Genomic DNA, 15,554 nt, shown 5'->3' with positions numbered 1-15,554 from the left:
CAAAAAAAATCTTAACCATTCTTTTTACTAAGCCTTGGAGGGTTTCGACCTCTTAGTTTCGGATTTAAAATCCAACAATAGGACCTCGGAATTACTCTCTACTCCTGAAGTAGATCCGAGGAGCAGAAAATTCCGAGTAGCACGTAAAAATTAAAAAACACCACCTCCAAGGCTAGCCCGGAGTATTTTTGACTACTACTTCATGAATCACAAAACCATCCAAATATTGAATTCCAGAAAGCGATTAGTTCATTTTTTGAGTTTGATAGCAATGGCATTCATTCTGATTATGCCCTATGTATTCTTGGGTTCAGGAGTTTATTTGCCTGTTTCGGACAATATGGACTCCAACCTTGCCTGGTGGAAAATGCTAAAAGAAAGCGGAAGCATCTGGAAAGACTGGAATCATGAAGTACCCGGAATGATCATTCAAAGCCCCCGTTTTACCTATCCATCTGGACTGAATTTGGAGGCTTTGTTGTATTACTTTTTTCCAATCCTTCCTGCATATATGATCAATAAGCTATTAATCTTCGGGATTGGCTTTGGCTCTTTTTACTTTTGGTTGAGGCTACAATCCCATGAAAGAATACCCTTTTTGGTCCAAATTGGCTTTTCCTTGCTTTGGGCAAGCTTGGCTTTTTACATTCATAGAGGAATTTCCATTGCAGCATTACCCGCTTTGGTCGGCATTTTTCAACTTTTCTTATCTAGTTCAGGAAACTGGAAATATCTAATTGGGTTGATTGCCTATGCTTTTTACTCTAAACTGGTTTTAGCAGGATTCTATTTTTGGATCGGGCTTTTGCTATGGGTCACTTGGAAATGTATAGTTACCAGAAAGATTTTTGGCCTTGCAATATTTGGCTTGTTCATTCTGATGGGAACTTGGTTAGTGCTAGAATATCAATTGATTCGGGGTTTATTTTTAAATCCCAACTTTGAAAGCCATAGAATAGACTTCAGTTATGATTTTGGGATTTGGGTGAATCAATGGCCTTGGGAATTCTTTCTTTCAGGCGATCAAAATGGGGTGTATTATAGTCCCCTATACCTATTTATAATTGTGTGCCTTTTGATATGGGCAAAAATATCCAATCCATTCTATCAAAAAGGATTGCGTTTTTTTCTGATGTTTTTAAGCCTTTCCATTCTGTTGGCAATTTTAAGTTCTTCCGGCTTACTGGCTGTTTTGGGAAAATGGATTCCGGTTTTGGCATCTTTCAATTTACTTCGATTTGAATATTGGATTCCCTTCCTGCTGTTTGCTTCCTTATTTTTTCTTTGGAGAAGTAAAGCTTTTGCAGGATTTAGAGTGTTGCTACCTCTTTTATTATTGATGAATATATTCGTTTATCAGTATGAATGGAGGTACTGGATCAATGATTATTTTCCCTTATTATCTCAAAAAGTCCTTTCCTATCAAGAGTATTATTCAGAGAAGGAGTTTGGGGAATTGAAAGAATTTATTGGAGAAGATGTTTCATCTAAGCGATTTCTACATTTCAATATCCCTCCGGCTGTTTCAGCTTACAATGGGTTAATTAGCCTGGATGGCTATTTGCAGGTGTATGATAGGAAGCATAAGATGGAAGTATTTGAGGTTATTCAGGATGAATTAGCCAAGGATAATTCCTTGCGAAGGCATTTTTACAATTGGGGCAACAAATGCTATTTTCAAAATGCACAATTTCCTGATGATTATTTTATGTATAAATGGAGAGAAGAAGATGTTTTGATTGAACCTGACTATGATTATGTTTATTTGAAAGAAGTTTTGAAGGCGGATTATATTCTTTCTGCTTTACCCGTAAGCTCCTCGAACTTTAAGCTTCTCAAAGTTTTTGAAGGCACCCATAGTGCATGGAGAATTCATTTGTATGAATTGGATCGTTGATAGAAGTTTTTTATAAGATATTTAATCATGATCTTTTGAAGATATGCCTTTGGCGAAATATTTTTTGAGAGAAATACCATAGAAATAAATGGAAATATGCCTTCGGCGAAATATTTAAAAGATACCTGAAAGATAATTTTTAAGATATGCCTTCGGCGAGATAGATTTTGAAATACAGTGGAAATAAATTGAAATACACCTTCGGCGAAATATTTATCCCATAGGGATTTAAGCTCGGTAGCAAAAGGATTTGAGGATGCCTCTCCATGCCGTAGGTATGGAAGATAGTAGAAATGCGATAGAAATAAATTGAAATACGCCTTCGGCATCAAAAGGAGTTGTAATTGATTAATTGAGTAATCGAGCCCATAGCTTTTAGATATTATTGATGATTTTATTGGTTCAATCGTTCATGGTTCAATGTTCACTCAGCTCCGTTTTGACCCATGAACCAAAAGCCTGAAAGGCTTAAACACTTCAATAGCCACGCCAGAGGCGCGCAGGCCCGAGTGCAACTCGGGGTACCAAATACGCCATTACCCACCCCCCAGCGCTGGCGCAATCGCTTCGTTTGGAAACGATAACTCAATGCCAGCAAGACGATACGGAAACCATATAATAACCCTCCAAGGGTTTTCTTAAATAAATGAATCAATCAAAAATATCTCAACCATTCTTTGTATACCCTTGAAGGGTTTCGACCTCTTAGTTTCGGATTTAAAATCATACGATAAGAGCTCGAGATTACAAATCTCGAGCAGCTTGCAAAAACAGAAATACGCCTTCTGCGAAGTATTTAAAAGATACCTGAAAGATAATTTTCAAGATTGAATTAAGATACGCTTTCGGCGAGATACGAGTCAAATCCCTCTTTGGAATAATAAACTCGGATTATGACGACATAGAATTTAAAAGCCTGAAAGGCTTGAACTCTTCAATAGCCACGCCAGAGTCGCGCTGCCCCGAGTGCAACTCGGGGTACCTAATACGCCATTACCCATCCCCCAGCGCTGGCCCAAGATCTCCATTTGGAAACGATAGCTCAATGCCAGCAAGACGATACGGAAACCATTTAACAACCCTCCAAGGGGTTTCTTAATTTAATGAATCAATCAAAAAAAATCTTAACCATTCTTTGTACTAACCCTTGGAGGGTTTCGACCTCTTAGTTTCGGATTGAAAATCCTACGATAAGACCTCGGAATTACTCCCGACTCCTGTCGTGGATCCGAGGAACTTAGAAATATATAGAAATACGCCTTCGGTGAAATATCCACCCAACCCAAGCTCCAAAGGAGCGACAAAATATTAGCCCCGCCAAGGCAAGCATGCTCAAGTGAAGTTTGGAGTAAAAAAAATGACCACCAATTTATGGTCTCGAAACGTATGCATAAGCCAAAAAAATATCTAGATTAAAACCTTTGTCAAAACGCTCTTGATTTGAAAAATACCCGTAACCTTTTATTCATTACCTGGGATGGAGCCAGTAGCAATTACCTGGAAACTCTCTTTTTCCCAATTTTAAAAGGATTGCAACAATATGGCTTCCAAACCAGTGTTTTTCAATTTTCCTGGGCTCCGGAAGTGGAGGTGGATAGAATTCGGGAGCTGGCAAAAAACTATTCTATTAATTATTTTCACCAAAAAATCTACCTTTTTCCTCCTCGCTCTATCTCTGCTTGGTGGAGCCTTATGCTATCCAAGAAAAAGCTCCTTGAACTGATTGATCAGCAACAGATAGATATTCTTATGCCGCGAAGCACCATGCCGGCTTGGATAGTGAAAATGCTTTATGGAGATCTAACTAAAAGGTCAATAAAAATCGTTTTTGATGCGGATGGTTTGCCAATTCTAGAAAGGGTGGATTTTGCGGGATTAAGGAAAGGATCATGGAAATACCAAAGTCTATTCACTATTGAATCTTTTTTGATTCAGCATGCCTACCGTATTTTGTGTAGGTCGAATAGCTCAATAGCTTATCATCTTAAGAATCATGGACAGCTTTCAAAATCAAAGTTTGTAAAAGTTGTCAATGGTCGTGATTCTGATTTTTTTATTCATAATACTGTAAGAAGAGAGGAAATCAGGAAAAAATTGGGAATACAGAATCAGGAAATGCTCTGGGTTCATTCCGGATCAATAGGGAAAGCCTATGATCTTGATACCGTATTCGGACTGATGAGAAAAAGAACTGCTGTTAAACTACTTATCCTTACTAGACAAATCAATGAAGCCTTGGGACAAGTTCCAGCAGACTTGAAAGAAAGAGTTATGGTAGAAAGTGCAGCTTTTTTTGAAATTCCGTCATATTTAAGTGCCGCAGATTTGGGAATAGCTTTACGAACTCCCGCCCCATCCCTGAAAGGATTAGCGCCTATTAAATTGGGAGAATACCTGTTGTGTGGTTTGCCAGTTTTGGCTAATCCAGAAATTGGGGATTTAGAAGAAGAAATGAGCGCAGTACAATTTTGTTTTTTATTTCAAAAGGGTCTTGAAAGTGCTTTTTTTAAGTGGTTGGATGAATTAGAAAAGTTGAATTCCTCGGAAATCAGGGCTTTTGGAGTAAGTCATTATTCATTGGAAGAATCATTAAAATCCTATCTTAAAGCATTGGAGATATGATTGGCTGGGAAGAAATTTTTGTATTGGGAATAACTCATATTTTGTTTCTGGCATTTATTTTTTTCTACCGAGAGAAGCTGTGGAAAGATAAACGGATAGCTTGGCAAAGCCTGGGTCTTTGGATTTACCACTTATTCTTTACGATATTTTTTTTTCAATACATTCAAGATGAAGGAGGTGATGCCATTCGCTATTGGGCAATAGCAGCTGATACTTCTCAATATGCCAATTCTTGGATGGGCCATTTTGGGTTTAGCACTTTTTTTATTCAATGGATAAATTACCTTCCCTCCAAGGTACTGGGCTTGAGTTTTTTTTCCGGAAATGTACTCTATGGATTTTTGTCCTTTTGGGCTTTTTTTTACTTCCTGAAGATTATCGCCTATTATTTTCCTATTGAGAAGAAAGGTCACTGGACAAATTGGCTCCCGTTTTTGATCCTTTGGTTTCCGGGAATTCATTTTTGGACTGCTGGAGTTGGAAAAGAAACCTTTGTAGTATTGGGCTCAGCAGGACTTTGGTGGTATAGTTTGAACCTCCCTAAGAGATGGGTGGAATTAGGGTTGTTTTGGATTCTATTGCTTTTGGTTAAGCCATTAGTTGGGTTGCTTTTTATTTTTCCTTTGGGATGGATAGTTTGGACTCAGTTAGACTGGACTTGGCTGAGAAAGCTGAGTATACTTGTTTTTTTACTTCTTAGTTGTATTTATCCTTTGAGCTGGATGCTTCAATATTCCCATTTAGATTCCATTTCCATATCTGAATTAACAGAATTCAGCAGGTCGCAATTTGAATTTTTGGAGAGTTTCGGAGCCAATTCACAAATACCCATGTTGGAATATAACTTTTTTGAAAAGGTGATTACGATTTGGTTTAGACCATTTATTTGGGAGTCTTGGAATTTTTATTCTTTCCTTTTTTCTCTCGAAAATTCATTGATTCTTTTTTTAACGTTGTGTGCTGGATTTGCATTTTCTCAAGGTCAAAACCAGAAATTAAGAACTGTGGCCCCATATTTGGCAATCTTTATAGGGATGAGCCTCGTATTTTCATTTACTCTGAATAATTTCGGTCTGATTTACAGGATGAAATCTGTCTGGCTTCCCTTTTTGTATATCAGTTTAGTATGGTTAATTTGGCCTTTCATAGGTCGGCTTAAACGGCGAATGCGTTAATATATCTTGCAAAGTCCAATACTTGTAATTTCCTTAGACTTCGAGTTGCACTGGGGGCGCTTTGATAAATATTCCCTTTCGGATTATCAATATTACTATCAAAATACTTTAAAGGTCATTCCTGAAATTCTCAGTCTATTTCAGAAATATGAAGTCCATGCGACCTGGGCTATGGTTGGGATGTTGATGGCTAAAAATTGGGAAGAGTGGGAGGCCTACTCTCCGAGTATTCAGCCCCAATTCGAAAATAAAGTCAAATCTGCTTATGAATGGGCTAAGGCAAAACCTAATCTCGATGGGCTTTTTGCTCCCGAACTCATCAAGCAGATTATTGATCTGGATGGACAGGAGTTGGGAACTCATACTTTTTCTCATTTTTACACTGGAGAAAAAGGGGCTAGCCTGAGTGCTTTTTCAGAGGATTTGAAAGCTTGCAGGAAAATCAGTTTAGATAAGTATGGAATAGAGCCGGTTTCCCTAGTTTTTCCCAGAAATCAGTACGATGATAAAGTGTTGCTGGAGGCTAAAAATGCGGGGATAAGATTCGTTAGAACTAATCCTGAAGATTGGTTTTGGAAAAATACGGCAAAGGAAACTTTGGTAAAAAAAGTTTTCAGGACAGGAGATACCCTGATTAAGCTAGGTAAGAAAACCAGTTATTCACAAGTTATCTATCGAAATGGATTGGTTGAAATACCTGCCTCACGTTTGTTAAGGCCCTATAGAAAAGGCTCTGTTTTCAATGCTACCCGAATTAATCGGATTAAATCAGAGTTGGTGGAGGCTTGCGATAGGAAAGAAATTTATCATTTATGGTGGCACCCGCATAATTTTGGATTTTTACCCTCTGAAAATCTCAGAATACTCGAAGAATTGTTGAAATTTATTTACGAATTGAAAAATGAGAAGGGACTTTTCAGTATGAATATGCAAGAATTAGCGTTAAATTCTGAACTAATACAGACTGGTGATCTCGCCAATTATAAAGTAACCAATTAACAATCAGTACATGCGGTTTTTGAATTTTCTTTGGCTTTTGCTGTTTCTTTTTTCCTCTTGCATCAGCAATAAAAGAATTACCTATCTGCAGAACTTACCTGGTAATGAAGCGATAGGGTTGGATGAGTTTATTCCCTATGCAGAGGTCAACTATCAATATTTACTTCAACCCTTTGATGTGGTTAGTATTGACTTTGCCGCCAGTAATGAAGAATTAGTGAAAGCATTTGAATATCAGGGTGCCAGGGCCATGAGAGGCGGCGGCGGAGGTGGCGGCGGAGATTTGTTTTATTTTACTGGATATTCTCTCGATCAAAATGGATTTGTTGAACTCCCCCAATTAGGCAAGATCAATATAGGCGGTCTTTCTGAGGATGCAGCACAGAAAAAAGTGCAAGAGGCAATTAATCAGTTTTTTAAGGAGGAGGTTTTTGTCAAGCTGAGAATAGGTGGGATTCGTTTTACAGCTTTAGGAGAATTTAGTAATACAGGCACTCAGGTCATATTAAAAAACCGAGCTACGATTTTTGATGCTTTGGCTGTGTCAGGGGAGTCAAGTATTCTGGCGAAAAAAAATAAGCTCTTTATTATCAGGCAATATGATAAAGGGACTAAAATCCACCAGATCAATTTGCATGATAGACGATTGTTGGCTTCGGAATTTTATTTTATCCAGCCCAATGATATATTGTATTTAGAGCCGATGAAAATTAGGCAGTTTGGGAATGCTGATAATCTAACCTCTTCTTTGGGTTTGATTATTTCTGTAGCATCTTCATTATTTTTGATAATAGCTTTAGTGAGCGGAGAGCGTTTATGATTGACGGGAAAGTAGATATTTCAAAGTTTCAGGAGGAAATCAAGCCGATTGATATCAAGTACTACCTGATTAAATATTTCAGGTATTGGCCACTCTATGTGACATGTATTTTTCTGGGGCTTATCGCTACTTTTTTGTTTCATCGCTATTCTGTAGAGGAATATGAAGTGCAGGGCAGTATTTTGATTAAGCAAAATTCAAGTCCCGAAATGCGGATTTTGGATAGGTCTAATATTTTTTCCGGGACTTATAATCTTGAGAACGACATTCTTTTGTTGACTTCAAAAAATCTTGTAGAAGAGGCATTAAAAGATCTTCATTTTAATGTGACTTATTATGCCTCCACCAATATTAAAGAAGTGGAGCTATATGATCAATCTCCCATTTTCGTAGAGGTAGATCCGGATTATCCTCAGATGGAAAGCGGGGAAATCACCTTTACCATGCTTAACGAGGAAGAGTTTGTATTAACCAAAGAAGAGTCTGGCTTCTTTGATTTTCTAAATGCCAAAGCAGATGGACCTGTTGATCAGGGGATATTGAATAAGGTTTTTACATTTGGTGAGCCCATCAAAACTGAATACAGTAGCTTCACTGTCAAAAAAAGAAAAAATCTGAAGGAGGGAGAGAAGCTATCATTCTTGATTCATAGCCAAATGAATATCATCGATGATTATGCGAGGGCAATCAAAGTTAGGCCTATCAATAGCTATGGTACCGTGCTACAGGTTTCCATGAATACCAAAGTGGTGGAAAAAGGGAGGGATTTTGTGAATTCCCTGATGGAGGCTTACATGGAATACAGCCTAAAAGCTAAGAATCAGATGACCGAAAATACGCTCAACTTTTTGGATGAGCAGCTATATGTGGTAGAAGACTCATTAAAAAAGGTAGAGCAGAAAATTCTCAATTTCAAGGTGAGGAATAAACTTTTGGATATCAATTCGGAGTTTGGGGGTGTTTTGGGAAATATTCAAAATTTGGAAGTACAGATTCAGTCAGTTGATTTTGAATTGCAGTATTACATGGCTCTGCAAAATTACCTGATTGAAAAAGGTAAGGATTATTCGGATATTTTAGCTCCTTCCTTGATTGGGATTCAGGATGGAATATTGAATTCACTGATCAATAACCTGATTACCATTTCTTTGAATAGGAGAAAACTTCTAGCCTCTGTTAATGAAAATCATCCCAATGTGCAGGAGTTAGATGAGCAAATCACCAAGATCAGGGAGAATATTTTTGAAAACATTAAAAACCTGGTTGAAAATACCAAAGAAAAAAAGGCCCGTCTAGTAGCTACGTTGGGGAAGGAGGATATAGAATTTTCAAAACTTCCTCAGGCTGAATCAGATTTTATGGCTTTGAACCGGGAGTTTAAGCTAAGGGAGAATCTTTACAATTATTTGCTTGAAAAAAGAGCTGAAGCAGGTATCGCAAAAGCTTCAAATATTTCAGACAATTCGATTTTGGATTATGCAAGAAGGGGGAATTTGATTTTCCCTAAAAAGAGTCAAAACTATGGTCTTGCCTTTGGATTGGGACTCTTTATTCCTTTAGGATTTTTGTTGCTCTATCATTATCTAAACAATAAGATTGTAGATCAAATCCAGCTTAAGAATGTATTGAGAATCCCTTTACTAGGGACTATAGGATATAGTACCAAAGACACGAACTTATTGGTTCAAGAGCATCCTAAGTCCATGGTTTCTGAATCATTTAGGTCGTTGCGTTCGGCCCTGTTTTACATAGCCAGCGAACGAAAGTGTAAAAGGATTTTGGTCACTTCCTCCGTATCAGGGGAGGGAAAAACCTTTGTGAGTATCAATTTGGCATCAGCCATTGCCCTGAGTGGGAAAAAGACCCTTTTGATTGGATTGGATTTAAGAAGACCAAAAATCTCTGAATATTTAGGTGTTCATAATCAAACTGGTTTGTCTAATTATCTTGTTGACAAAGCGGAAAAGGATGAGATTATCGTTCAGACCAAGTATGAAAATCTATATGTAGTACCATCTGGACCTATTCCCCCTAACCCAGCGGAACTTTTATTAAAGGAGAAAATGACAGAGTTTCTGAACTCCCTGGAATCAGATTTTGATGTTGTGGTCATGGATACACCTCCTATTGGATTGGTTTCAGAGACTATGGATTTGTTGCGATTTTCAGATGTAAATCTTTACATAGTCAGACAGGACTACACCAATAAGAAGTACCTGTTGATGATCAATGATTTATATGCCAATGATCAGGTGGATAATATCTATGCAGTGTTCAATGGAATGAAAGCTGGTCTTGATGTTTATGATTTCGGAGGATATAATTATGGGTATGGCTATAACTATTCCTACATGAGAAAAAATGAGTATACCGGAACCTATTACGATCAAGAAGAAGTGAAAAAGCCTTCACGTTGGCTCAGTAAACTTTTGGAGAGGTTTAGGGTATAATTTGCTTTTTATACTCAAAAAGGATTAAATCCTCAGTTTCCCTTTCATTGATCAATTTGTATTCCCCATTTTCAGAGCTTAGGTAATCGGCAAAATTAAAAGTGGGTTCATTTTTTAGCCCTATTAGATAATAATGATTTATTTCCTTTAACGAATTGAAATTCCATTTTTTATATGCTTTTTTTTGGAAGATACTATTAGCCATCCAACCGTCTAAGAGAAATGGGATATTGCTTGTGGGGTGAAAGTATTTTGAAAAGTATTCGAGTGGAATGCCTTCGAGTTTTATAGGCTGAGCGGGTAAATCTGAAACTAACGATTCATACTGGAGGATGTAATTCCTCCTTTTTTTTGCCTCTCTCAAAAAGTTACCAAAATGAGCTATAAATAAAATCCAAATTATTGCGGAAGTGATTCTAATCAAGTTTGTGCTGAGATATTCCTTTCTATTCTGTATCAATGGAAAAATCAGTGGAATAAAAAACAGAAAAACCACTCTACCTCGGATGTGAAAAAAATGATTGAATACTAGAAAGAAAATGAGCCAAGCAGCTAAAATAATCTTTGGTTTTGATTCTCTTCGAAATTTTAAAAAGTAAAGAATTAGCAATAGACTTATAAAAAAGCTTTTAAATAACTCTTTGGATAGAACGTCATATAACCTGAAAAATGAATTTTTTATTTGAATGCCTTCAAGGTATTGTGCATTTAAATCTTCTTTATATTCATAAAGCTCCTCAATACTTACTGTTGATTCTTCTATTAGCCAGAATGAAAAATAGAACCACTTAGAATCTTTAGGGAATTCTTTATTGACATACATTTGATAAAAGACTGGATGATCAATTACCTCATGCCTAGCTTGATTGAATTTCAGATACTCTTGGTGAATAGATTGTTGTTCCCAAATTTTTTGACTTCCATACATCAATACAAATATTAGAATGACACAGCCAATCAGTTTCCAATTTTTATGTCCTTCATGTAGATAAAAACTAAAGGCTAAGAATCCCAAGAAAATTAATATGGTTGCTTCTAACCTGAATAGTGCGCCGAAAAGTAAAAGGAGTAAACCCAGAAATGTATTTCTGTTGAATTCTTTGAAAGAAAATGAAAGTATAAAGAAAGCGTGAAATGCTGCCCAGCCGGCTACTAGGGTGAATTGTGGGAAAATACAAAAATGAAGGGTGATGATTAGGAGAATAGATTTATATAGGGCTTTTTTTGAAGTGTTTTTCAAGTAGGAATCAATTGAAATAGTTCCTATTGCATAAGAAATCCCTAATAGTGAAAATATGAAAATGCTATACCAGGAAACGAAGGGGATGAGTTGGTAGAAAAATGCAAAGAACCATGTCAAGAGTGGGTGAATAAAGACAGTATATGTTTCTGGTTCTCCAGTATAGGAACCGGAAACAAGCCACATCATTATTAAATCGTCATTTACCTGAAATCTCCAAGGAAGAAAATAAAAAAGGAAGACCAATAGGAGTCCAAACCAGCGCCAAGAATTATTGGAAATTAGGAAGTCTTTGAATAGAGAGTTCAAATGGATAGAGGTCTATTTTTCTTTGAAACGATTTTTAAAATTAAGTTTTCTATTTGTTCTTTATTAGCCAAAAATAAGAATCCTACTTGCCTGAGGAGAAATATGTTCTCAGATTTACCTATTATTTAAAATAAAATGAAAACCGCAGCCTTAATTCCTGCCCGTTTTGCCTCAACCCGTTTGCCTGAAAAATTGATTCAGGATTTGGGAGGCAGGACGGTGATTCAGAGAACTTACCTTTCCACTTTGGAAACAGGTGTGTTTGATGAAGTTTGGGTAGTGACAGACCATGAGTTGATCCAGAAACAGATTGAGAATTTGGGAGGAAAGGTGTTTTTCAGTCGAAAAGCCCATGAAAGCGGTTCGGACAGAATAGCTGAGGCCTTATCCCAAGTGGATGCTGAGATTATTATCAATGTACAGGGTGATGAGCCCTTTCAAGACAAAGAGTCCCTAGAGGAGCTTAAAAAAGCCTTTGGGGATTCCTCGGTAGAAGTTGCTTCATTATATTTTAAAATTTCCGAGGAAGAGGCAGTCAATCCCAATTTTGTTAAGGTAGTTTTGAATGAGCATTCGGATGCTTTATATTTTTCCAGATCCCCAATTCCTTATAATAGGGATAAAAAAGAGGGTATTTCGTATTTGAAGCATGTAGGAATTTATGGGTACAGAAGAGAGATTTTGGAAAGTTTTCCTACTTGGGACAAAGGGAAGTTGGAGGAGTTAGAGATGCTGGAGCAATTGCGATTATTGGAAAGAGGGATCAAGATTCGGATGGTTGAAACTAACCAACAGGCTATAGCGATTGACACAGTCGAAGACCTGGAAAAAGCCAGGGAGTTTCAGAGAAGGTTAGGGAAGGGTTGAAGTTAGGGGGGGTAAATTAAGAAAACCCTTGGAGGTTTATTATATGGTTTCCGGATCGTCTTGCTGGCATTGAGTTATCGTTTCTAAACGAAGCGATTGCGCCAGCGCTGAGGATGGGTAATGGCATATTTGGTACCCCGAGTTGCACTCGGGCCTGCGCGACTCTGGCGTGGCTATTGAAGGGTTCAAGCCTTTCAGGCTTTTGGTTCATGGGTCAAAACGGAGCTGAGTGAACATTGAACCATGAACGATTGAACCAATAAAATCATCAATAATATCTAAAAGCTATGGGCTCGATTACTCAATTAATCAATTACACTATTACTCCTTTTGATGCCGAAGCCGTATTTCAATATATTTCTATCGTATTTCCACTTTCTTCCATACCTCCGGCATGGTGAGGATACCTTAAAACCTTTTTCTACCAAGCTTAAATCCCTACGGGATAAATATTTCGCCGCAGGCGTATTTCTATTGTTTTTCATCTAAAATCCCTCCCGTCATTCGACGGGACAGGCTCTTGCCCCCTTTGATATAGGAAGTCGTACTAAACTGAATTTACATTTCTAAAGGGGGAATTGACCCTTATCTCCCCGAAGGCATATCTTAAAAAATTATCTTTTTGGTATCTTTTCCCTATTTCGCCACAGGCGTATTTCAATATATTTCTACCGTATTTCTACTATCTTCCATACCTACGGCATGGATAGGAGTCCTTATATCCTTTTTCTACCTAGCTTAAATCCCTACGGGATAAATATTTCGCCGAAGGCGTATTTCCATATATTTCTAAGTTCCTCGGATCCACGACAGGAGTCGGGAGTAATTCCGAGGTCATATCGTAGGATTTTCAATCCGAAATAATAAAGCCTCATCCTTTCTTGCTGGCATTGAGTTATCGTTTCCAAATGGAGATCTTGGGCCAGCGCTGGGAAAGTGCGTTCATTAAAGCCCAGGGGTTAAAACCCCTGGCTAAAATATTTATCGCTCCAGCGGAGCTTTTGCTACGACTCCGACCGGAGGTTTATTTTGCCGAAGGCATATCTTAAAAAATTATCTTTTTGGTATCTTTTAACTATTTCGCCGCAGGCGTATTTCAATATATTTCTATCGTATTTCTACTATCTTCCATACCCACGGCATGGATAAGAGTCCCAATATCCTTTTTCTACCAAGCTTAAATCCCTACGGGATAAATATTTCACCACAGGCATATATCCATTTATTTCTACTTTATTTCTCTAAATCAATACCTTACCAAGATCATTTTCATACTCAATTTATCAATAAGCATCAGAAATAGAATTTTAGACAGAAGTTCAAATACAATTTTTCGCATCATAAATTGAATTATAAGCTGTTTAATATAATTTTTCCTATAACTCTTGTTTTAAAAAATATATTTTTAAATTGAATCATAAATAACTGAAAAACAGAAGGTTAAGTATAATTTTAATATACAGGAATTTGCCTTTGAAGCCTGTTTTTTAGTTGTATGTTTTTTATAAACTATTGATAAAATGCGGTACTTATGCTTTAGTATTTTTATCATATGTATGCTTCTTGGGAGAGAGGGGAGTGGACAAACCTATACCTATAACCCAACTAAACCGGGATGTGATGGTACATGGACTAATGGCCTTTGCTGGGATAAGGTCAATGTAGCTGGATGTAGTCTGAACTCCCCAAGCTTGTATCCTCCTTTGATGCCTTCAGCTTCTTTTCCAAACTTTAATACTTACAGAAATAACTGTAAAGTAACTGTCAATATTTCCCAATCACTGGTTTTAAACCCTGGCTTTGATTTTGGATTTTATTCTCCTGTTTATGAATTCAACATCGCTAATGGCGCTTTTTTGACCGTAGATAGGGACCTTCACTTGATGGAACAAAGTAGTGTCACAATCAATAACAGCAATGGTACGGGCGATGCTCTTTTTACAGTCTCAGGGGCTATTTATTATCGAAAGCAATCTTCCTTCATTTTGACTCCATATGTATCATCAGAAACGGCAAGTATTATCAATCCTGCTACCAATACCTATGATGGTGTTTTATTTCATGTACATCCCAATGCAAGTTTAAGAGTCAGTCATTATGCTGCTTTTCCAAACTCAAATACAAATTACTTTCTGATTGAAGGTTTATTTGAGGCCAATCAAATCTATTTGTCTGCGGGTAACCCGGGTTTTCAGGATAATAGATTGCCAGCCAAAAATCAATTGATTGTAAGGGGGAGTTCTGCTGCTACAGCTAATATTTGTACTGGGATCACTGTTGAAGGTGATGCCTATGTTATAGTAGAGGCCGGAGCCACTCTCAATCTGCCAGAACTAAATCTGGCAGGCACCGGATTGTTTGATAATTACGGGAATACATCTATTGAGAACGTGAACTTCAGCGGTTCAAGTCTATTTAGGTTTTTCCCCGGGTCTAATTTTGAGTATAATAATTTCACAAAGTCAGGAAGTACGGTCCTTAGTAAATGTGGTACAACTGTCGCATCCATAACTACTCCCGTGGGATCTTGTACTGCTACGATGAGTAGGAATACAGATCCTGCACATTGGGAAAGTTTGACAGGTGATTTTTGCTTCAGACTTCTTCCGATTTATATTGGAGAAATTACTGCAACTGTCAAAAAGGAATCCGTTGAGGTCAAATGGGAAACCTTATCAGAAACAGGAGAGGAACAATATGAATTGGAACGTTCATTAAATAGTAATTTGGAATGGGAGGTAATTGCAACTATTCCCTCCAAAGGTCTATCTCAAATTTCTCAATGGTACTCTTATGAGGATTTAGGCGCCACCAATCTGTCCCCATTGATTTATTATAGAATTCACAGAAAGGCTGAAGAACCTGAAAGCAGTAAGGTGATTTCTGTTTTAAAACCAGCTGATCTTGAAATAGAAGAAGTCTGGCTGGCATACCCTAATCCGTTTTCAAAAACATTTCGCCTTGGGAATAAAAATCTGAAGCCAATGGATTATGAAAAAATTCAAATTAGCCTTTATAATGGATCTGATCTTTTAGGAAATTGGGAGTCATCCAATCTTTCTGAATTGAATAAGCGATTGGAAGCCTTTTCCTCAAATTTAAAGGATGGCGCATATTTTCTGAAATTGACAAAAGGAAACCAAACACAGGTAATTAAATTGGTAAAGCAATAAAT

General features: G+C 37.3%; 9 protein-coding genes. 8 read left to right on the top strand and 1 reads right to left on the bottom strand.

The window, feature by feature from the left end:
- Positions 1 to 202: 202 nt before the first annotated feature.
- The 6 genes from BM073_RS11895 (at position 203) to BM073_RS11865 (ending at position 9,963) form a co-directional block, all read left to right on the top strand.
- Positions 203 to 1,897: a DUF6044 family protein gene (locus tag BM073_RS11895; protein WP_091654428.1), complete on the top strand. Its 1,695-nt coding sequence runs from the start codon at positions 203 to 205 to the stop codon at positions 1,895 to 1,897.
- A 1,440-nt stretch (positions 1,898 to 3,337) separates the two neighbouring features.
- On the top strand, positions 3,338 to 4,519 hold the full coding sequence (locus BM073_RS11885) for a glycosyltransferase family protein (RefSeq protein ID WP_091654425.1): 1,182 nt from the start codon (positions 3,338 to 3,340) through the stop codon (positions 4,517 to 4,519).
- Entirely contained in the window at positions 4,516 to 5,694 is a 1,179-nt protein-coding gene (locus BM073_RS11880; protein WP_091654423.1) for a hypothetical protein, read from the top strand. Before BM073_RS11885 ends, BM073_RS11880 begins: the two co-directional genes overlap by 4 nt.
- Positions 5,695 to 5,700: 6 nt before the next feature.
- Positions 5,701 to 6,693, top strand: coding sequence for a polysaccharide deacetylase family protein (locus BM073_RS11875; RefSeq protein ID WP_091654421.1), 993 nt, complete (start codon positions 5,701 to 5,703; stop codon positions 6,691 to 6,693).
- A 10-nt stretch (positions 6,694 to 6,703) separates the two neighbouring features.
- On the top strand, positions 6,704 to 7,513 hold the full coding sequence (locus BM073_RS11870; RefSeq protein ID WP_091654419.1) for a polysaccharide biosynthesis/export family protein: 810 nt from the start codon (positions 6,704 to 6,706) through the stop codon (positions 7,511 to 7,513).
- Positions 7,510 to 9,963 (top strand): GumC family protein, encoded by a 2,454-nt coding sequence (locus BM073_RS11865; RefSeq protein ID WP_091654418.1) that lies wholly within the window; start codon positions 7,510 to 7,512, stop codon positions 9,961 to 9,963. Before BM073_RS11870 ends, BM073_RS11865 begins: the two co-directional genes overlap by 4 nt.
- Here BM073_RS11865 and BM073_RS11860 read toward each other — a convergent pair.
- Positions 9,953 to 11,512 carry a hypothetical protein gene (locus BM073_RS11860; RefSeq protein WP_139217489.1) on the bottom strand — a complete coding sequence of 520 codons (1,560 nt, stop codon included), beginning with the start codon at positions 11,510 to 11,512 and terminating at the stop codon, positions 9,953 to 9,955. The genes BM073_RS11865 and BM073_RS11860 overlap by 11 nt on opposite strands.
- A gap of 135 nt (positions 11,513 to 11,647) precedes the next feature.
- Here BM073_RS11860 and kdsB point away from each other — a divergent pair, with 135 nt between their 5' ends.
- Both kdsB and BM073_RS11850 read left to right on the top strand, forming a co-directional pair.
- Entirely contained in the window at positions 11,648 to 12,379 is a 732-nt protein-coding gene (gene kdsB, locus BM073_RS11855) for a 3-deoxy-manno-octulosonate cytidylyltransferase (RefSeq protein ID WP_091654414.1), read from the top strand.
- 1,520 nt (positions 12,380 to 13,899) lie between these two features.
- On the top strand, positions 13,900 to 15,552 hold the full coding sequence (locus tag BM073_RS11850; RefSeq protein ID WP_091654413.1) for a T9SS type A sorting domain-containing protein: 1,653 nt from the start codon (positions 13,900 to 13,902) through the stop codon (positions 15,550 to 15,552).
- Positions 15,553 to 15,554: the final 2 nt, after the last annotated feature.

It is taken from the genome of Algoriphagus ornithinivorans (assembly GCF_900115305.1).
Classification (GTDB): Bacteria; Bacteroidota; Bacteroidia; order Cytophagales; family Cyclobacteriaceae; genus Algoriphagus; species Algoriphagus ornithinivorans.
The sequence above is the reverse complement of the archived record's forward strand: the minus strand, read 5'-3'. Positions and strand labels throughout refer to the sequence as shown.

What these genes read in the sequence shown, in the direction of transcription:
- BM073_RS11870 (WP_091654419.1), top strand. Translation starts at nt 6,704, where the DNA reads ATGCGGTTTTTGAATTTTCTTTGGCTTTTGCTGTTTCTTTTTTCCTCT.
- BM073_RS11895 (WP_091654428.1), top strand. Translation starts at nt 203, where the DNA reads ATGAATCACAAAACCATCCAAATATTGAATTCCAGAAAGCGATTAGTT.
- BM073_RS11865 (WP_091654418.1), top strand. Translation starts at nt 7,510, where the DNA reads ATGATTGACGGGAAAGTAGATATTTCAAAGTTTCAGGAGGAAATCAAG.
- kdsB (WP_091654414.1), top strand. Translation starts at nt 11,648, where the DNA reads ATGAAAACCGCAGCCTTAATTCCTGCCCGTTTTGCCTCAACCCGTTTG.
- BM073_RS11850 (WP_091654413.1), top strand. Translation starts at nt 13,900, where the DNA reads ATGCGGTACTTATGCTTTAGTATTTTTATCATATGTATGCTTCTTGGG.
- BM073_RS11880 (WP_091654423.1), top strand. Translation starts at nt 4,516, where the DNA reads ATGATTGGCTGGGAAGAAATTTTTGTATTGGGAATAACTCATATTTTG.